General features: G+C 45.1%; 14 protein-coding genes. 10 read left to right on the top strand and 4 right to left on the bottom strand.

Annotated features, from left to right (window positions below):
• The first annotated feature begins 277 nt into the window (after window positions 1-277).
• The 9 genes from WCM76_13090 (at window position 278) to WCM76_13050 (ending at window position 14109) form a co-directional block, all read left to right on the top strand.
• Window positions 278-3772 (top strand): gliding motility-associated C-terminal domain-containing protein, encoded by a 3495-nt coding sequence (locus tag WCM76_13090; GenBank protein ID MEI6766562.1) that lies wholly within the window; start codon window positions 278-280, stop codon window positions 3770-3772.
• A gap of 49 nt (window positions 3773-3821) precedes the next feature.
• Window positions 3822-6071, top strand: coding sequence for a T9SS type A sorting domain-containing protein (locus tag WCM76_13085; protein ID MEI6766561.1), 2250 nt, complete (start codon window positions 3822-3824; stop codon window positions 6069-6071).
• Between the two features lie 709 nt (window positions 6072-6780).
• The gene (gene thrS / locus WCM76_13080) at window positions 6781-8718 is read left to right on the top strand and encodes a threonine--tRNA ligase (protein ID MEI6766560.1); all 1938 of its coding nucleotides are present in this window, start codon (window positions 6781-6783) and stop codon (window positions 8716-8718) included.
• 143 nt (window positions 8719-8861) lie between these two features.
• On the top strand, window positions 8862-9413 hold the full coding sequence (infC, locus tag WCM76_13075; GenBank protein MEI6766559.1) for a translation initiation factor IF-3: 552 nt from the start codon (window positions 8862-8864) through the stop codon (window positions 9411-9413).
• Between the two features lie 27 nt (window positions 9414-9440).
• Window positions 9441-9635, top strand: a complete 195-nt coding sequence (rpmI, locus tag WCM76_13070; protein MEI6766558.1) for a 50S ribosomal protein L35 — start codon at window positions 9441-9443, stop codon at window positions 9633-9635.
• A gap of 76 nt (window positions 9636-9711) precedes the next feature.
• Window positions 9712-10056 carry a 50S ribosomal protein L20 gene (gene rplT, locus WCM76_13065; protein ID MEI6766557.1) on the top strand — a complete coding sequence of 115 codons (345 nt, stop codon included), beginning with the start codon at window positions 9712-9714 and terminating at the stop codon, window positions 10054-10056.
• A gap of 322 nt (window positions 10057-10378) precedes the next feature.
• Window positions 10379-12298: a putative porin gene (locus WCM76_13060; protein ID MEI6766556.1), complete on the top strand. Its 1920-nt coding sequence runs from the start codon at window positions 10379-10381 to the stop codon at window positions 12296-12298.
• A 24-nt stretch (window positions 12299-12322) separates the two neighbouring features.
• Window positions 12323-13582 carry an Nramp family divalent metal transporter gene (locus WCM76_13055; protein MEI6766555.1) on the top strand — a complete coding sequence of 420 codons (1260 nt, stop codon included), beginning with the start codon at window positions 12323-12325 and terminating at the stop codon, window positions 13580-13582.
• Window positions 13583-13593: 11 nt separating this feature from the next.
• Window positions 13594-14109, top strand: coding sequence for a metallophosphoesterase family protein (locus WCM76_13050; GenBank protein MEI6766554.1), 516 nt, complete (start codon window positions 13594-13596; stop codon window positions 14107-14109).
• 66 nt (window positions 14110-14175) lie between these two features.
• Here WCM76_13050 and WCM76_13045 read toward each other — a convergent pair whose 3' ends face one another.
• The 4 genes from WCM76_13045 to WCM76_13030 all read right to left on the bottom strand — a co-directional run bounded on the left by WCM76_13045 (window position 14176) and on the right by WCM76_13030 (window position 19195).
• Window positions 14176-16080, bottom strand: coding sequence for a T9SS type A sorting domain-containing protein (locus WCM76_13045; GenBank protein MEI6766553.1), 1905 nt, complete (start codon window positions 16078-16080; stop codon window positions 14176-14178).
• 117 nt (window positions 16081-16197) lie between these two features.
• Window positions 16198-17007 (bottom strand): purine-nucleoside phosphorylase, encoded by an 810-nt coding sequence (locus WCM76_13040; protein ID MEI6766552.1) that lies wholly within the window; start codon window positions 17005-17007, stop codon window positions 16198-16200.
• Window positions 17008-17135: 128 nt separating this feature from the next.
• Window positions 17136-18833 carry a PspC domain-containing protein gene (locus WCM76_13035; protein MEI6766551.1) on the bottom strand — a complete coding sequence of 566 codons (1698 nt, stop codon included), beginning with the start codon at window positions 18831-18833 and terminating at the stop codon, window positions 17136-17138.
• 20 nt (window positions 18834-18853) lie between these two features.
• Window positions 18854-19195, bottom strand: a complete 342-nt coding sequence (locus WCM76_13030) for a PadR family transcriptional regulator (GenBank protein ID MEI6766550.1) — start codon at window positions 19193-19195, stop codon at window positions 18854-18856.
• Window positions 19196-19403: 208 nt separating this feature from the next.
• On the opposite strand from WCM76_13030, the gene WCM76_13025 reads away from it, so the two are divergent.
• Window positions 19404-20291: a hypothetical protein gene (locus tag WCM76_13025; GenBank protein MEI6766549.1), complete on the top strand. Its 888-nt coding sequence runs from the start codon at window positions 19404-19406 to the stop codon at window positions 20289-20291.
• Window positions 20292-20349: the final 58 nt, after the last annotated feature.

Below are 20349 nucleotides of genomic sequence, written 5' to 3'. Positions count from 1 at the left end.
ATTGTAAATCAAAAAATAATACCCGTCATCTTACATTCAGTATGAAGAGCGAATCAAATGCATTAACTACTGATTTACTATTAGTTCGTCTAGTTTTTACAATAATCGATATATTAAAAAAAAAGAAGTATTCCCTCGAAATCAATCATATATATCTAACAAAATTTAATAATGGGTACATTATTAATTAAGTTTATGTTAGTATAGTTATTAAAAATATTATAAATTTGTCTCAAATTCGATGGATTATTTTCTATTTCATTCAAAATCAGTGATTATGTATAGATATCTAAAAATTATTTCAATTTTGCTTTTCCTTTTCCCTATTGCTAATTATGCTCAGACGAATATTTCCGCAAATCCTGAAAAACCGCTGAGACTGGAGTTTTTCAAATCGGGTGTGTTCGGTGATACCATTGTGCATATGGTTTGGGAAAATCCGGCTGATGCAAATATTAAAACTGTAAGTGTTGAACGCAGCACCGACGGAATTAATTACACCACCATCAATACGGCAGAAATAAGCAAGCTGCCCGATATCCATGCATTGTATTATCCGAAAGATTTTCAGTACAATAACAATATCCTGTACTCAACCGAGGCGGGTCACGGACGATTTATTTATAATGATATCACAAAAGACATCCCCGCCGATGTGAATAAATTCAAGTATCGTATTCAATTCGGCTATAATAGCGGCATACAGAAAGTCAGCGAGTACGTATTTTCCAATCAGGATCCACAGGGCTCAGGCGAAGCTCAACCCAAAACGAACCTGACAGCTGCCGACAGTATTCTCAACCAACTGAAAAGCGGTGGCATGAAATCAAACTGCCCCGTTGTTGAAACACCTCCCAGTGGATACACACCCACCTCACAGGTAACAACCACCTATGGTTCCTGCTGCTATTATGTGACTACGGTTTATCAAACAGGTATCATTCAGGTACCATGCGGCGGAGGTAGTTATGCATGGTGCTGCAACAACGTTCCCGGAGCCAGCGCCTGTCTTTCAGGATATCTGTGGGATCCCTGCTGCGTGCATTACTGCAGTGAGTTTAACGCCTGTTCCTGCCATCCGTGGAGCTGCTGCAATGTTACACTGGTAACTCAGCCTGTAGTTACTCAGAGCGTTGACCTTGCACCCCTTGGTGTTACAGCGGTTGTTGTTGACGAAACCTGCAACGGCATGCTCGACGGCTCTATCGCCGTAACAGTAGCCAACGGCAGCGCACCAATCAACTACACCTGGTCGAATGGCGGTCCTAATTCCGATACACAAACCAATCTTGGCGGTGGCACTTACACCGTTACAATAACAGATGTTGCCAACTGTCAAAGTGTTCAAACCTATACCGTAAATTCTATTCCCGGCACACCGGTATCATTACTGCCATTTCCTGCTTATTGCATCTCGCAGCCCCCGTTCACACTTACCGGTGGAAGCCCGCTTGGTGGAACATTCAGTGGCCCCGGCGTAACAGGCACCACATTCGACCCGAATGCTTCGGGCCCCGGTTCGCATAATATTATCTACACCTATATTGACTCCATTGGCTGTATTGGAAGAGATACCGCCCAGATGGTAATCTACCCTTTGCCAACCATCAATTTCCCGGCAATTAATCCTATGTGTATCGATGCCGGTTTATATACCCTCAATGCTGCAACACCTCCGGGCGGCACTTACTCAGGCCCGGGCGTTACAGGTTCCGTTTTTAATCCCGCACAGGCAGGTCCGGGAACTCATTCTATCATGTACACTTATACCGATGGCAATGGTTGCACCAATTCGGCGCTTACCAATATTATTGTAAATCCCTTGCCGGTAGTCTCATTTGCACCCTTGAATCCGATGTGTGTCACAGCACCGGCCATTACACTCACTCAGGGAACTCCTTCCGGTGGTACCTATACAGGCACCGGTGTAAATGGAGGCATTTTCGACCCCATGGCTGCAGGACTGGGAACCTTTGTTCTGACCTACACTTACACCGACAGCAACAGTTGTGTGAATGCAGCCACCCAGAGCATCACGGTAAATGTTGTACCCGTGGCAGCATTCAGCGCCATGCCCGATGTTTGTACCAACACAACACCTTTTGCACTCACTGCAGGAACTCCTTCGGGAGGTACCTATTCCGGAACAGGTGTTTCGAATAATATGTTCTATCCGGCTATTGCCGATACCGGAACATTTACCATTACTTACATCTACATAAACGGAGCTAACTGCGCCGATACCGCTTATCAGGATATCACGGTGAATTACACACCCACATCCACGTTTACGGTCACCTCTCCTATCTGCGATTTGTCTGATTCATCACTGGTGACTTACACAGGCACAGGCGACTCTCTCTGCACCTATGCATGGTCGTTTGCCGGTGGTGTGGCAGTTCCTGCGGGTGGCAGCGGACCTTTTGATGTAAACTGGAGCACACCCGGCATTAAAAACGTAACACTTTCTGTTACACTTGGAGGCTGTACTTCGGCAGTAACCACAGTACCCGTATTTGTGAGCGACATTCAAACAACCACAGCCCAGTTCAACGTACTGTGTTTTCAGGGCAACTCGGGATTTGCTTCCGTAAATGCCACCAATGGAATTTCCCCGTATCATTATCTGTGGGGCACTGTTCCGCCTCAAGCCAATGACACTGCTTTTGGTCTGACTGACGGAACCTACATTGTTACCATTACCGATACGTCAACCTGTTTTGTAACCGATACCGTGACCATCACTGAACCTCCATTGCTGGAAGGCTCAGTTGATACTACCAGCATTGTTTCCTGTTATGGAGGCAATGACGGAACAGCTCAGGCTTCTGCCATAGGCGGCAACGACCCTTACCAGTACACCTGGTCAGCCGGCACACCGGCAAATGATTATGTAAGCGGACTTCCGGCCGGTAACTTTACAGTTACGGTAACGGACAGCAATGGATGTACCGATGTTGTACCTTTTATCATCACGCAGCATCCTCAGATGTTTGTAACATTGCATCCAACCGATGAAGGCTGTTTGCATGAATGCAACGGGTATATTCTCACAACAGTAACCGGCGGTGTACCTCCTTATCAATATCAATGGAGTCTGGGAAACCAGGATACATTAGCGCTGGTTGGACTTTGCACCGGCAATTACACCATTACCGTTACCGATCAGTTTAACTGCCCGACAACAGCCGGTCCTGCCATAATCGGGACCAACACCCTGATTCATGCCGATGGATACAGCAATCCTGTTGATGGTATTTCACCGCTCAATGTCAACTTCTATTATAACGGAAGCGGTGCCAATATTTTCTATTGGGATTTTGGTGATGGCACAAACTCGGCTTCAGAGAATCCTTCTCATACCTACGTTTATGATTGCCCGCCCGAACAATGCCCCGACTGCAAAACATTCAAGGTAATGTTCAATGTGAACAGCGGAATACCTGATTTCTGTGAAGATTCCATCAGCATGGAAGTAAAGGTATGTAAGCCGTCGGCAATCGTAATTCCCAACGTATTCACACCCGATAACGGCGACGGCCAGAACGATGTCTTCAAAGTTCAATCCGTTGGACTGCTGAGCGAACAGATGGTTATTTTCAACCGCTGGGGCAAGAAAGTGTATGAATGGTACACTGTTCACGGTTCATGGGACGGACATAAAGAAGGCGGAGCCAAAGCCTCTGATGGAGTGTATTACTACGTTTTCACCGCCAAAGGCTTTGACGGCATAGAATACAGCACACAGGGCACCGTGACTTTACTGCGGTAATAATTTTCCGGACATTTGTTTTATCTTCGTAAGAAGTAATATTAGTGAAATGAGAACAAAAACATTTTTTTTGATTCTGTTTAGTTGCGCGTTGACACACTTTTCATTCGCGCAACCTGTCATCCAATGGGAAAAAAGTATTGGCGGCAGCGGAGCCGATTTTGCGAAATCAATCTGCATGATATCCGACAGCTCGGGCTATTATGTTTCCGGATATACCAATTCATCAAACGGTGATATTATGGGCGGTCACGGCGCAATGGACGTCGTTTTATCAAAGCTTGACCTTAACGGAAATCTTATCTGGACCAGACTTTACGGGGGCACCGATAACGATATAAACTGGGGAGTATACCCGGTCAAAAATAAAGGTGCCGTGCTTACCGGATTCTCTAAGTCCTCTGACGGCAACGTGCCCGGAAATTATGGTGACTTTGATATCTGGGTATTTGCAGTGGACTCAAACGGAATCATTACCTGGAATAAACATTACGGCGGCTCACTGGCCGATGGCGACCATGCCGTATCTCTTGTTCCCATTGGCAACAAAGGCTGGGCAATGACGGCAAGTACGTTTTCAAACGACCATGATGTGAACGGTAACCATGGCATTGGCGACGGCTGGCTTGCACGTATCGACAGCGTTGGAAATCTTTTGTGGGCACATTGCTACGGCGATACCAATGACGAAGATTCTCACGATCTGGCACGTCTGGCCGATGGCGGATTCATGCTTACCGGTCATACCTCTTCAAACGCGGGGCAGATTTCAGGGAATCATAATCCCGGAACCGAAGATTTGTGGGTGTTCCGTACCGATTCACTCGGGAATTTCAAGTGGTCACGTTGTTTTGGCGGAACAGATATTGAGATAGGAAAAGCTATTAAAAATGCAGGAAACACTGCCTGTGTGATAGGAGGCTATACCAACTCCTCCAATGGCGACGTAACCGGAAATCATGGTGGATACGATTCCTGGATGCTGAAAGTAGATACATCAGGAACGCTGCTCTGGCAAAAAACACTGGGCGGCACCGGCGATGATTTCGCTGCGTCGCTCTGCCACGACTGGGACGGCGGATTTATGTCAAACGGGCAAACAGCCAGTGTTGACGGAGATATCAGTTATAACCACGGCCCGGCAGGAACCTATGATTTTTGGGTGGTGAAGATAAGCAGCAGCGGTAACCTGATTTGGGAAAAGACTTATGGCGGCTCATCCGACGACCGGGGCGAAGGCATTGCCCCGACAAAAAATCAGGGCTCGGTGATTTGCGGCTGGATTTCATCATTTGACGGTGACATCACCAACAACCATGGTTTCATGGATATGTGGGTAGCCAAGCTTTCGTGTGCCGTTCCGCCCCTGAGCTTTGTTCCTGCCGACACTACCATTTGCACCGGTACCGCATTGAGTTTTGCTGCCGGCTCAACCTTTGCAACGAATCTGTCGTGGTACATGGATAACAATTTTATGCACTCAGGAAGTACGTATAATAACACCTTCAATGCCGCAGGCGATTTTTATCTGAGCCTTACGGGAAGTTACGGCATCTGCAAAGACTCCATTCATCAAACCATTACCGTAAATTCATTTCCTGTTGCGAGCTTCACACCCGGCGACACGGCCGTATGCGGAAGCGGCGACATAACCTACCACGCCACCAGTCCCGGAGAATGGTACCTGAATGGTGTGCATATAGCAGGTGACGATGTACATACCTTCAGTTACGCCACACCCGGCATTGACACCATCAGCTTTATCGCATCCAACGGTCCGTGCAGCGATACCGTCACGCATTACCTTACTGTCAGCCCCATGCCGGTGGTGAATTTAGGGAATGATACTGTTCTTGGATTGGGACAAACAGTTATTCTCGATGCCGGTAACCCGGGAGCACAATATCTGTGGTCAACCGGAGATACAACACAACAAATAACAGCTGGAGCAGGTGGGTGGACAGGCACATTGTCAGTAATTGTTTCTTATCCGGGATGTAGTGCCGTTGACACTATTATAGTCTATTTCCCGAGTGTAATAGCAAACGAAAATATTTCAAAAAGTATCACCATCACCCCTCAGCCCGCCACTGATTTCATCACCATTTCCCGCGAAGGAGATACACAGCCACTCGGAGAAATAACCTTGTTTGACCTCAGCGGAAGACAGGTATATTCAATGATGTCGGATGCCGTTCAGCAGCGGATAGACCTCCGCGGATTTGAGGCAGGTTCTTACATTTTACAACTTAGGGATGAAGGGAATGTGATGCTGAGAAAGTTGCTGATAAAAAGATAAAAAACGCCCATTCTGAGCTTTATAACCCCAAACCCACGGTACGGGACAGGCTTTAATAAGGGGCTTTAATATTGCAGCTAACACACATTGATCTCGCGGTCGCGAGCTTTATCATTGCTATCAGTATAGTTAATCATATAAAACAGCAAGCTTTTACCTCGCGGTCGTGAGTTTTATCATTGCGACTAGCATATTTAATCATACCAAACAGCAGGCGTTTACCTCGCAATCGCGAGCTTTATCATTGCTGCCTGCATAGTTTATCATATCACATAGAAGGCTCGTACCTCGCTATCGGGAGCTTTATCATTGCAACTGGCATATTTAATCATACAAAACGGCAGGCATTTACCTCGCTATCGCGAGCTTAATAACCCCAAACTATTGCGGCTCATGCAACATCACCACATTTGCAATTATTATTCGTGAGTCGCCGATTATAATCACACATTCAATCTACCGATCTTAAACCCCTACGGGGTTATTTGTGGTTTTTTCTATTGACATTAAACACCTCCGGTGTATGCTGTGGTATTTCATTTTTTTCTTCTGTCTCCTGACTTCTGTCTTCTGACTTCTGTTTTTTGACTCTCGACTCATCCGCCAGCGGCGGAGGTGACTTACGACTTCCTGATATAATATAATGGTGCGCCTCTTGGAGGCATGGGAAAATTTGTTATCTTTGCACCTCTTAAAAATCAGCACACTAATGATTAATATTACACTGCCTGATAACTCTGTACGCCAGTATCCCGAAGGGGCTACAGGTCTTGATATTGCCAAAAGCATCAGCGAAGGTCTTGCACGCAATGTGCTTGGCGCGATGGTCGACGGCGAAGTGTGGGATGCCACACGCCCTATTAATAAAGATTCACGCATCAAACTGCTCACCTGGAATGATGACGAAGGTAAAGCCGTTATGTGGCATTCTTCGGCACACCTTATGGCAGAAGCCATTGAAGCGCTTTATCCGGGAACGAAATTCGGTATCGGACCGAACATTGAAAACGGATTTTATTACGATATTGACCTTGGCGACCGCAGCATCTCCGATGCCGACTTCAAAAAGATAGAAGATAAAATGCTTGAACTGGCCCGCAAAGACCAGGTTTATATCCGCAAGGAAATAAGCAAACAGGCTGCTCTTGACTACTTCACTGCCAAAGGCGACGAATACAAGCTTGAGCTCATCAACGACCTGACCGATGGAGAAATCACGCTGTATGAATCAGGTGCCTTTACCGACCTTTGCCGCGGACCTCACCTGCCGCATACGGGTTTTATCAAAGCCATAAAAGTGCTTGCAGTAGCCGGCGCTTACTGGCGCGGCGATGAGAAACGCAAACAGCTTACCCGTCTTTATGGCATCAGTTTCCTGAAACAGAAAGATCTTACAGATCACCTGCTGTTGCTGGAAGAAGCCAAAAAGCGCGACCATCGCAAATTAGGCAAGGAACTTGAACTATTTACGTTTTCGCAGGCTGTAGGTGCCGGATTGCCTATATGGCTTCCCAAAGGTGCCATGCTGCGCGAAAAGCTGGAGAACTTCCTTAAAAAGGTTCAGCGCAAAGCCGGCTACGTACAGGTAATATGCCCGCATATCGGAAACGTTGAGTTATACAAGACATCCGGTCATTATCAGAAATACGGCAAAGACTCCTTCCAGCCTATTAAAACACCGGTTGAAGGCGAAGAATTTATGCTGAAGCCGATGAACTGCCCTCACCACTGCGAAGTGTACAAGAGCAGTCCGCGTTCCTATAAAGATTTGCCCCTGCGCATTGCAGAGTTTGGCACCGTGTATCGTTACGAACAGAGCGGAGAACTGCACGGCCTCACCCGTGTCCGCGGTTTTACCCAGGACGATGCGCATATCTTCTGCACACCCGAACAGGTAAAACAGGAATTTCAGGGTGTGATGGATATTGTGCTTCACATCTTCAAAGCACTTGATTTTAAAGAATATACAGCCCAGATATCGCTTCGCGACCCCAACGACAAGGACAAATACATCGGTTCTGACGAAAACTGGGCAAAAGCCGAAGCCGCCATAATTGAAGCTACCGCAGAAAAAGGCATCAAAGCCGTGGTGGAAGTGGGCGAAGCTGCTTTTTACGGCCCCAAGCTCGATTTCATGGTAAAAGATGCGATTGGACGCAAATGGCAGCTCGGAACCATACAGGTTGACTACAATCTGCCCGAGCGTTTTGAGCTGGAATACATAGGCAGCGACAACCAAAAACACCGCCCCGTAATGATTCACAGGGCACCGTTTGGATCGATGGAACGCTTTGTTGCTGTGCTGATTGAGCACTGTGCAGGTAAGTTCCCCTTATGGCTCTCGCCGGAGCAGGCGCGCATCATACCTATCAGCGAGAAATATGAAATTTATGCGAAAAATGTTTTAGAATTGCTAAATAATTCCGATATTCGCGCCCGAATTGACGACCGTAACGAAAAGACAGGCAAGAAGATAAGAGACGCAGAATTGGAAAAAGTGCCTTATATGCTTATCGTTGGGGAGAAAGAAGAAGCCGAAGGCAACGTCTCCGTAAGGAAACAGGGCAGCGGCGACGCAGGTGCATGCGGGATAGACGAATTTATATCCATGATCAATGCAGAGATTGAAACAATGACGGCAGGTTAATGAATGCCGTTAACAGGTAAAGAAATCACGGGTAAGAACCCTCCGCCTGAGGCGGGATTGTTCGACTTGCAAATTTCAATTCACTTCGTTCTTAAAATTTGAGTCAAACTAATACATTATTCATTAAAACAGGAGGAAGAACTATCGCAACACAGGGAAATTTTCGCCCAAGGGGATTTGTAAAAAAAGAAGAACTGCATAAGATAAACGGCAGAATCAATGCACCCGTTGTAAGGGTGGTTGGCGAAAACGTTGAGACAGGAATCTTTCCGATAAGGGAAGCCCTGAATATAGCTGAAGAACAGGGACTCGACCTTGTGGAAATTTCACCAAGCGCTAATCCGCCGGTATGTAAGGTAATTGACTATAAAAAATTCCTTTACGACCAGAAGAAGAAGATGAAGGAAATGAAGGCCAAAGCCTCGAAAGTGGTTGTGAAAGAGATCAGACTGGGCCCCAATACCGATGACCATGATTTCAATTTCAAACTGAAACATGCCATCAAGTTCCTGCAGGAAGGCGCTAAAGTGAAAGTGGATGTGTTCTTTAAAGGCCGCAGTATTGTTTACAAAGAGCAGGGCGAACTTATTCTGCTTAAATTTGCAAGCGACCTGACCGAATACGGCAAGCCCGAACAGCTTCCGAAGCTCGAAGGCAAAAGGATGATTATGATATTATCACCAAGAAAGAATTGATTCATAAACTATAAAATCTGTTTTGTAATGCCTAAAATGAAAACAAAATCCGGCGCCAAAAAAAGGCTCACCTTTACAGGAACCGGAAAAATCAAGAGGAAACATGCTTACAAGAGTCACATCCTCACCAAAAAATCCAAGAAACGTAAACGTAATCTTACGCAATCAGGATTAGTTGCAGCGGTGGATGAGAAACGTATGAAAAACATGTTGGCCCATTAACAAATCAATTATTAACTTACTCTCAGCTCCATAAGTTCCCGCGTGAAGTGGGACGCTGAAGTGAAAAATCAAAACAATGCCAAGATCAGTAAATGCAGTAGCATCAAGGGCAAAAAGGAAAAAAGTTTTAGCCCAGGTAAAAGGTCAGTTCGGAAGAAGGAAGAACGTCTGGACCGTAGCCAAAAACGCGTATGAAAAAGGATTATCCTATGCATACCGCGACAGAAGAAATAAAAAACGTGAGATCCGCGGACTGTGGATTATCCGTATCAATGCAGCCGTTCGCGAGCATGGAATGTCATATTCCGTATTCATGGGCAAGCTCATTAAGAATAACATCGAAATCAACCGGAAAGTACTTGCCGACCTGGCAATGCACAATCCCGAAGCTTTCAAAGCCATCGTTGATAAGGTAAAATAGCGTAAGCGGAATACAATTTAAAAAAGCCGTCTCAAAAGGACGGCTTTTTTAATTAATAATGAACAACTAATAATATTGTTATGTTACGCGCCAGGCGCGAACCAAGGCTCTTCGTAACAAATGTCTTTTGCATATTGACATCCCGTTAGGGATGCAATATTTATAGAACAATTTTGTCAGGTTAATATTTGTCCCATAGGGACAAGATGTTTTTTGTCTGGTGGCACAAGCCTCACCTGCCAGTGATTCACAACACTCAAAAAACAACTATCAAAGCTAGCGGTATTCTTTGTATTTTTGTTCGCGAAAAATGCAAGCAAAAATGAAACGAGGAAATGCCGTACTGTTACTTCTGCTGCTGATTGGCATCATGCCGCTTTTTGCGCAGCAGAAAAAAGACAGCATACAGCATCCGCGCACCGATTCGCTTAAGGTGTATCATTATCATATTGCCGCCATCGATACCGACATGGTGGCAAGCCTGAAACGTTATCCTGCCGATACCATGCTTACCGGATTTCAGCGGTCGGATCCCGCCCTTGAGTCTTCCCCGTTTTACGCAAGCCTCGGGAACATTGGGCTGGCAACACGGGCCATGACCTTTGGCAGCCGCATCTCTACCTCAGCAGACTTCGGCATGCATGCCTTTGATGCTTACCGCTTCACAAATGAGAATATAAATTATTATTCGTCGGTAGCTCCTTTTACCGAGATGTTTTATTCCACCGGATCGCGCAAAGAGCAGGTGTTTCACGTACTCCACAGCCATACCATTAAAAAACAACTGGTAATTGGCGCCAAATACCGCATCGTAAATTCACTCGGCATCGCAGAGTTCAGGCAGAAATCGGATATTTCAAACATAGTCGCTACGGCTCATTTCAACACAAAGAACCGCAGGTATGGATTTATTGGCAACTACATCCACAACCGCTTTAAGATACAGGAGAACGGAGGAATTACCAACGACAGCATTTACAAACGCGTACAACAGGGCACCGCAGATTCTTCATATACCTACTACCTGAAAAATGCTCAAACCTACATTCGCGAAACATCGGCTTTTCTGGAGCAGTATGTGAACCTCTGCCCAACCGACACTTCAAAAGCAACAGATAGCATCGGGCCCAAATTCCGTATGAACATTGGGCGCATTAGCCATTCCATATATTATTTGAAACAGGTCAACACATTTACCGATGCGGAACCCAATACCGGATATTTCCCTGCCATTGCAGGCGATACCACGTACGCAAGCGATTCGGTGCGTTTCATAATGCTGGAAAATCGTGTTTTATGGACAAATCCCGAAATGACCCTGCAGCATCAGGCGCGCAAACTCAGACTGTACGCCGGTTTCACGTATCGTTATACGGAAGTGCGGCAGAAATCAGGACCGTCGTTTCTCAATCAGTATATTCCTTCCGCAGGCTTTACCCTGAATATCGACAGTCTGTTTTTTGTTTCCGCTTCGGGCGAATACATTGCAGGAAATTACGGTAACGGAAATTATATCGGACGCGCATCACTGGCGTTCCGCCCCGGCAGCAAAGACCATGACGCCGGAATTATCGCACTTAAAGGCAGCTACAGCAGCTTACAGCCCGCATGGTGCACAACATCATTCTCATCGAAATACTTCAACTGGAGTCACGATTACCTGCCACAGCAAAGTATTAACGGCAGTCTTGAATATCGTTACAAAAATTTAGTGGCAGCAGTGGATGTTTATTCCATTAATAATTATGTGCTGTTTCTGAACGATGCCTTGCCCTTTCAGAAAGCGGGCATCATAATTAATGTGTATGCCGCCAGGGTGAACAAACAATTCACCTTCGGGAAATTTGCCGTTCATAACAATTTTATTCTGCAATATACGCCCAACAATCATTCAGTTCATGTGCCTTTATTTGTTGGACAGCAGTCGTGGTATTTCACACAGCCGATGTTCAAAAAGGCATTGCTGGCGCAGCTTGCACTTGATCTGTTTTACAATACACCATACTACAGCGATGCATGGATGCCCGCCACGCAGCAATTCTTCCTGCAGGATAATACAAAAACGGGCAATTATCTTTATGCTGATGTAGCCTTGAATTTCAAAATCAAAAGAGCACGGCTGTTTTTGAAGTTAAGTCACTTCGACAACGGTTTGATGGGCTATGACTATTTCTCAGTGCCCCACTACCCAATGCAGAATCGTGCTTTCAAATTTGGAGTTTCCTGGCTTTTCTTTGACTAATAATAATTTATTGCGTTGAAATTTCTGAAGCATATTTACAATGACCTCAACGCGTCGGGAAGTAAAAAACACTTCGGCGCACTCGATATCTTTAAGTATATCGGGCCGGGGCTATTGGTAACCGTAGGCTTCATCGACCCCGGAAACTGGGCCACCAATATAGCCGGTGGTTCGGAGTTCGGATATCTGCTCCTGTGGGTAATTACGCTATCAACAATTATGCTGATTGTATTGCAGCACAATGTTGCACATCTTGGAATTGCCACGGGTTTGTGCCTTTCGGAAGCTACAAATAAATATCTTCCCAAATGGCTGGGACGCCCGCTGCTGGGAACGGCCATGGCAGCATCGGTTTCAACATCGCTGGCCGAATTGCTGGGCGCCGCAATAGCGCTGAATATGCTGTGGGATGTTCCCATTATGGCAGGTGCCACACTCACCGCAATTTTTGTGTCGATACTGATACTTTCAAATTCGTACCGCAAAATAGAAAAATGGATTATCGGTTTTGTGTCACTCATCGGTTTATCGTTCATATACGAACTTTCACTGGTACACATCAACTGGGGCGAGGCTGCAGTAAGCTGGGTAACACCAAACATTCCGCACGGTTCAATCATGCTTATCATGAGTCTTCTGGGGGCTGTTGTAATGCCGCATAATCTTTTCCTGCACTCGGAAGTAATACAAAGCCGGCAATGGAATCTGAAGGACGACAAGGTAATTAAGCGTCAGCTTGACTTCGAACTGTTTGATACGCTTTTCGCGATGATTATCGGTTGGGCCATCAACAGTGCGATGATATTGCTGGCAGCAACCGTATTCTTTTCAAACGGTGTTATCGTGAATGAACTGCAGCAGGCATCGGATGTGCTGAAGCCGCTGCTCGGACCCTCAGCAGCCATTGTGTTTGCGCTGGCGCTGCTGTTCAGCGGGCTGGCGTCGTCAACAACATCAGGCATGGCAGGCGGCAGTATTTTCGCAGGGATGTTCGGTGAACCGTTTCACGTAAAAGACAATCATTCGCGGACAGGCGTTGTGATATCGCTGTTTGTAGCGCTTATCGTGATATTTATGATTCGTAATCCATTTAAAGGATTGCTGGTATCGCAGATGATATTAAGTATTCAGCTGCCCATCACCATCTTCCTGCAGATTTATCTCACCACCTCTAAAAAAGTGATGGGAAAATATGCGAACAAGCCTATAACACTGATCATGCTGTCGGTAATCGGTTTGGTTGTCACCTTTCTGAACATCCTGTTATTCATTAGTTTTTTCTGATACAATATATCATGACACGCATTGGTTTGCTTTCCGATACCCACAATTATCTGCATCCTGAAATTTTCAACTTCTTTGAGCATTGCGATGAGATATGGCATGCAGGCGATATCGGAAATGCAGGACTGGCAAAGCAACTGGCATCGTTTAAAAAACTTCGTGCAGTCTATGGCAACATCGACGGAAGCGACGTACGCATTGAATATCCTGAGATACAGAACTTTTTTTGTGAAGATGTAAAAGTGCTGATGCAGCACATCGGAGGTTATCCGGGGCGCTGGGAACCGGCAACACGACAGATGATACTGCGCGAAAAGCCGGGTCTGTTCATCAGCGGGCATTCGCACATTCTGAAAGTTATTTACGACAAAAAACATCAGTTGCTTCACATGAATCCCGGCGCTGCCGGCAAATACGGTTTTCATCAGGTAATCACATTGCTGCGGTTCAACATAGATGGCAAGGCGATTAAAGATCTTGAAATCATGGAGCTTCAAAAAACAACAGAAGTTGTAAGAAGCAAGTAAAAAAAATGGTCGCAGCGTAAGTGCCGCGACCATTGAATACATTCAACCTTCGTTTTTCTCTTCCGACTATTTCTCAACCATAATTTTATTAATGATTCTGTCGCTGGAATTTATCAGTTCTATCATATACAATCCGTTCATCAGTTGGCTCAGGTCAATATTCCATGTATTAAGACCTTTGGTTGATGTAAAGCTGTTTGACAAAACAAGGCGGCCGGACATATCATAAACATTCACGGTACTGTTATCGTTAAATTCAGTATTGTATTCAAGGGTGAGATTATTACCGGCCGGATTCGGATACATAGAAATAACCAGAGGCGTGTTGGGTTCATCAAGACTTTCACCATTGGCCGTTCTGAAACTGGTTGATGAAGTCTGCGCCTTCAGGTCGTAGCAGCTTGCCGCATTGTAAGCTCCGGAATAGCCGTACACGTAAACATAATAGGTACCTGTTGAGGTAGCATTATAAATAATAGTTTCCGAAGTGGTACCCGTATTTTGTGATGTAGCAAGCAGTGTTGTGCCTTTATATAGCTTCATGTCATAATCGCCAGGCAGTGCCGTCAGCGTAACTTTCACTTTTTTGGCCGCACTGGTGGTGGTGAATTTGAAGTAGTCTTTATCTATGGACGTTCCAATACTTGCAAACACATCGGTATTTACAGCAATCAATTTTGCTGCTGCCGACGATTCATTGGGCTCATAGGTATCGGTGCATCCGCTTCCGCCGGTGGTAATAAAAGTACCGGCTGACCAACCTCCACCTGTGCTGCACACAGCCTGAACCTGCCACATGTAGTTAGAAGCTGCCGTAAGTCCGGTAAGCACTTTAGATGTAGTTGCAGAAGTTGTGCTCATCCATGTTGTGGCAGTACTTACTTTATACTGGACATTGTAACTTGTTGCTCCGCTCACGGCAGTCCATCCAAGCGTTGCCCCGGTGTTGGTAATGGCGCTTACCGTAAGACCCGTAGGTGTTCCGCAGGCGGCAGTGGCCGGCTGACAGCCATCAGAAACAGAGAGTGAATAGAGCAACCCGCCTGAAGCGAAACATGCCTGAATTCTGGCTTTCTGATTGGGTGTAAAATTGGCGTAGGCAATATCATCGGAATAATCCATAAAGTTAATAAACATGTCGCCATTGGTACCGTTGGTGCAGGTAACATGAGGATAGACCGGCACGCCGTAATTCGGACCTGCCTGATTGGGAACGTCGGCGCAATAATCGGTACCGGTGCAGGCAGTGCCATCGTCGCCCCATATATGATACAGATTGAAGCAATGACCAATCTCATGCGATGTTGTTCCGCCAAGGTTATAAGGTGCAACCGCATCTGTCTGACCAAAATACTGATAGTTGATGACCACACCGAACGTTGAATTTACGCCCGAAGTAGGAAACTGAGCATATCCGCACAGACCGCCACCCAGATTACACACCCAGATATTCATGTATTTAGTAGGATCCCAGGCGTCAAGTCCGCCTTTTGAATACAACTTTACATAATCATTGGTTGAAAAAGAACTTACGGTAGTTTGTCTGCGTTCAACGCCGTTTGTAGCAGTACCATCGGGTTTACGCTGCGCCAAACAGAATTGCAGTTCGGTATTAATTTTCAGCGTTGAAGCGAAACCGTACATGGAATGCGTGTTCAATCCGGCATAATCACGGTTCAGAATCGCTATCTGCTCTGCAACACGTGCGTCGGTTATATTCTGCGCCGTTGTGCTGTACACAACATGCACCACAACCGGTATTGTGATGACAGCTTTTGATGCATTAATCTCGTTCTGATGGTCATTAATCCACTGCTCTATCTGCGCTTCATAAGCCTGCATCTGTGATTCAAGCGAAGGGTCCTGCTGAATTTGCATCTGCAGATGTTCCATGGTTCCGCACTTACGCTGTGCCTGGGCAAATGACATCACCCCCATAAAGAAAATGACAATCCATAAAAGTTTTTTCATACGCATGGTTTTAGGATTTTTTTCATAAAAGTACATACCCAAAAAACTAAAGTCAATAATTTGTCACACAATAATTATCATGTATATAGAAAATTATTATTATTCCAAACAGAATCATTAAACCTGTTTCAGCAATTCGAGCAGCAGCCGTGTCATTTTTGGTTCTGCACTGTTGGCCGCTTTTATTACTTCTTCATGCGAAATTTCTTCCATCGTTCCGTCAACGGCCATATCGGTAATAATAGACACCGCAAAAACTTTCAGTCCCATATGCCTCGCAGCAATAACTTCGGGAATTGTAGACATGCCAACGGCATCGGCACCGAGTATGCGCACCAGGCGGCATTCGGCCGGGGTTTCAAAATTAGGACCGGTAACGGCAGTATAAACGCCTGTTTGCACTTTGATTTCCAGTGTTGCAGCAATTTTTTTCGCCTGTGCGAGAATATCCGCATCATAGGCATCACTCATATCCGGAAAACGGGTTCCCAGTTCATCATCATTAGGTCCAATCAGCGGATTCGACGGAAAAATATTGATATGGTCGCGGATAAGCATAATGTCGCCTACGCGAAACTGAGGATCAAGACCACCGGCGGCATTTGACACAACAAGAAGGTTAATGCCGAGCTGTTTCATTACCCTTACCGGAAAAACAAGCTCGGGCATGGTGTATCCTTCATAAAAATGAAAACGTCCCTGCATGGCAACAACTTTTTTCCCGCCCAGGGTACCAAAAATAAGATTTCCGCCATGTCCCTGAACAGTGGAGACAGGGAAATTGGGAATTTCCGTGTAGGGCAAACTTGCTTCTATCTTAATTTCATTCACCAGACCGCCCAGACCGGTACCCAGAATAATCCCCACTTCGGGCGCACCCGATATCTTCTGCTGAATGTATGCGACTGTTTCTTTAATTTTATCCATTACTATTTAATTATTTGTTTAATAAACAAAAGTACAGATTTTCTTAAAATGAAAGATGCGTAAATCCGATAAAGAGATTTACGCATCTTTCAAGCTTTTCAGTAATTAAGCGGGAATAATTGCACGTTTTACTTCTTTGTTACAGGAATCGTTTTTGTGATGTTAGTGTCGGCAACTCCGGGAACCAGCCCATGTGCGGTCATTATCATAGTACGGTTAAGCATTTCTTCATTCCATGAACTCTCATTATTCTCATCATTGTAAATAATGCTTTCCATCGATTTTCCAAGATGTACCGATTTTCCTTCGGGCACTTCGATGACCACTTTCACCGTTTGATTGCGCCATTTTTCGCTTTGCGGAAGCTTGAAAAAATTGTCGAGCACAATCAATGAATCTGTTTGATTGACATTGAACTCAACCATGGATGCGCGGGCGCGACCGTCGGGAATGCTGTGCCCGCGTGAGCTTTTCATAATGGTGATTTTAAAATCCTTTCCGCTGCACGGAATTATTTTCACTTCCGGGAAACCGTAATTCACAAAATGATCATCGGCAATGGAATAGTGCCAGCCGTGAAGTACAATCTGGTCGTGGTTTTCTTCCAGATTCTCAATTTTAAATGGGCTTTCGGCAATGTCAATAAACAGGACATTATTTTTCGGCTGCAGCACCTGAACTTCCGTTTTCTTAATTCCCTTTTCCCTGAAACTGTGGGCTACCTGAAAGGCAACAACAATACCGAGCAGTAATCCGGTAAGCCAGAGCAGTGAAGCCGTAACAGAAACAACGCGAATCTTTTTCTTGCGTCCGAAAATTAGCCGTATGCTGTTGAAAATAATCATCATGATGGGCACTCCGACAAGCAGCGTTACAGCAACAATGGCCATTGTAGCCTGTGTGGATGTTTCAAAAATAATGGATGCAAGTGCGGGAACAGAAACGGTTGAAATGCCCCAATGCGTTATCATCAGCAGATTTTCAGAACCGGTGAGCGAGAATATCAATGCGAAGGTGAGGAAAATTCCCAGTATCAGCAATGCAATTCCAACAACCATCAGTACGGCTTTAATCGAATAAAAGAGAATGTTCTCAAAAACATTGATTACTTTGAGTGTGGCACCCTGCACTTTCGGGGCGTAATCAACATAGGGAGTCCGGCGTTTCATCTCCCTCATTTTTCGAATACGTTCCCGCCTTTCGTGCCGCGAGTACCGGTGACCGTCTTCTTTCATTTCCTTGAAGCGGATTTTAAGATCTTCCATTTCTTCGCGGATATTCTTTTCTATGGTGTCGATGGTGATATGGTCGCCCTTCATCTCCAGTTTTTCCTCGGTGCTTCCCGCTTTTGGGATAATGGCCCACAGAACAATATATACCAGCACACTTGAGCCAAAAATAAACATCATCACCAAAAATGCCAGTCTGAACCATACCGGGTCGATGCTGAAGTAATGCCCCAGGCCCGATGCCACGCCGCCCAGTATGCGGTCGTCGGTATCGCGGTACAGACGCCGTGTACCGGTTTTGAGTTTCTCCGGTTCGGGCTGTTCATTGCCTTCGGCATTCGAAATTTCCTGAGGCTTGCCTAAAATACCTATAGCCTCCTCCACATCCGGAAGCAGGATAAGCTGTTTTACCGGATTAATTTTCGTCTGGAAAATCTCGGCAATACGAAGTTCAATGTCCTGCATGATTTCGTCTTTGCCCGGTGTTCCATCAAAATGTTTTTTCAATGAATCAAGGTATGCTTCCAGAATTTTGTATGCGTCCTCATCAATATGAAAAAACACTCCGCTTATGTTTACTGCAATGGTTTTATTCATGGCTGTTGCTGTTATGGTTATTATAATTCTTGCTGTGTATTTTTTGTCACTTTATTCACCGCTTCCACAAGTTCTTTCCAGGTGAGGTCAAGTTCCTGCAGAAAGGCACTTCCTTCGGCGGTAATGAAATAATATTTGCGTGGTGGCCCCGATTTCGATTCTTCCCAACGGTAGGTCAGCAAGCCATCGTTCTTAAGTCTTGTAAGCAGCGGGTACAACGTTCCTTCAACCACAATGAGTTTCACCTCCTTCATGCGGTCAATGATTCCGTTGGCATATGCATCGCCCTGCGATAACACGGCAAGGATGCAATACTCCAGGATTCCCTTACGCATCTGCGATTTTGAATTTTCTATATCCATAGTTTTATGATTTCAGGCAACAAAGATAATACATAAAACAGTACTATGCAATACAAAGTACTAAATATTTTTCACAACCTTGCAATGAATTATAACTAAGTAATTAATAATGAGTGATTAACAATTAATAATTCAGAATTAATAATTATCCGTATGCAATTCATGGTTTAGTTTTTGCGTTACTTTTGTGATATCAATATAATGTATAATGAGAAAACTAATGGTTATGGTGGCTTTAGCGCTGATGGCGTTTACCACTTTCGCACAGGTTAAATCAGCAAGCAAAGAAGACATCGAGAAGTTTCTGAAAAGCAAGACTTATCTGGTTCTTGAAGACGATGTTTTCAGCGGATTCAACGCCTGGGCACAGGAGAATATGAAAAACATGTGGAAAATTACCCCTTTTGAAATTATCAATTCAGAGCAGTTCGACCAGAAGTGTTCTGACGAGACAGCTTCCTTTATTCTGATATCACAGGCACGGTTTTCGAAAACAAAAACTTCGATGTTCAGCGCAGGCACATCGCTTTTCGATAATAGCGACGCGTTTAATTACACCATCATTAACCTTGTAATGGGAAGCAAGAGTAAAAACCTGAATCAAATGCCCGACCTGTGCATTGTTCCGGTGGCCTATTCCGAAGTTGATGCCGAGTCGTATGATTACAAATATGGTGCACTGGTTTCCTTCATGCAGTACTATATTAATTATATGCTTAAAAATCCCGGTAAGGATATTGAGCAGATGGTGAAAGAGAACACCGCGGAAATAAAGAACTACGAACTGTGGCTGCTGAAGGAAGAGCTGGATGCCAATGTCAACACATTAGAAAAGATAAAAAAAGTATTTCAGGGAACGGTGAAAATTGCTACTCAGGAAGAAATTGAACAGGCCATTGCACAGCGCAATCCCAAGGTGGCGATTCTACATAAAGTTGGTCCCGAAGGCACTGCTGCCGGCGATTCGCGCTGCTGGAAATTTATCATTACCGCCGCCGAAGGAAAGCCATTGTACTTCGACGTACAGAAAATAACCCCATCCAAGCCCGACGCTTTTCTTGAAGATGATTTTAAAAATTTGGGGAAAAGTCAATAAGTCGAAAGTCTGAAAGTCCATAAAGTCGAAAGTCTGAAAGTCCATAAAGTTGAAAGTC

Source organism: Bacteroidota bacterium, from assembly GCA_037133915.1.
GTDB lineage: Bacteria > Bacteroidota > Bacteroidia > Bacteroidales > CAIWKO01 > JBAXND01.
This window is presented reverse-complemented; position numbering and strand designations above follow the sequence as displayed.

Excerpts from the sequence above, each read along its gene's own strand:
- WCM76_13090 (MEI6766562.1), top strand. The coding sequence starts at position 278 with ATGTATAGATATCTAAAAATTATTTCAATTTTGCTTTTCCTTTTCCCT.
- WCM76_13085 (MEI6766561.1), top strand. The coding sequence starts at position 3,822 with ATGAGAACAAAAACATTTTTTTTGATTCTGTTTAGTTGCGCGTTGACA.
- thrS (MEI6766560.1), top strand. The coding sequence starts at position 6,781 with ATGATTAATATTACACTGCCTGATAACTCTGTACGCCAGTATCCCGAA.
- rpmI (MEI6766558.1), top strand. The coding sequence starts at position 9,441 with ATGCCTAAAATGAAAACAAAATCCGGCGCCAAAAAAAGGCTCACCTTT.
- rplT (MEI6766557.1), top strand. The coding sequence starts at position 9,712 with ATGCCAAGATCAGTAAATGCAGTAGCATCAAGGGCAAAAAGGAAAAAA.
- WCM76_13060 (MEI6766556.1), top strand. The coding sequence starts at position 10,379 with ATGAAACGAGGAAATGCCGTACTGTTACTTCTGCTGCTGATTGGCATC.
- WCM76_13050 (MEI6766554.1), top strand. The coding sequence starts at position 13,594 with ATGACACGCATTGGTTTGCTTTCCGATACCCACAATTATCTGCATCCT.
- WCM76_13045 (MEI6766553.1), bottom strand. The coding sequence starts at position 16,080 with ATGAAAAAACTTTTATGGATTGTCATTTTCTTTATGGGGGTGATGTCA.
- WCM76_13040 (MEI6766552.1), bottom strand. The coding sequence starts at position 17,007 with ATGGATAAAATTAAAGAAACAGTCGCATACATTCAGCAGAAGATATCG.
- WCM76_13035 (MEI6766551.1), bottom strand. The coding sequence starts at position 18,833 with ATGAATAAAACCATTGCAGTAAACATAAGCGGAGTGTTTTTTCATATT.
- WCM76_13030 (MEI6766550.1), bottom strand. The coding sequence starts at position 19,195 with ATGGATATAGAAAATTCAAAATCGCAGATGCGTAAGGGAATCCTGGAG.
- WCM76_13025 (MEI6766549.1), top strand. The coding sequence starts at position 19,404 with ATGAGAAAACTAATGGTTATGGTGGCTTTAGCGCTGATGGCGTTTACC.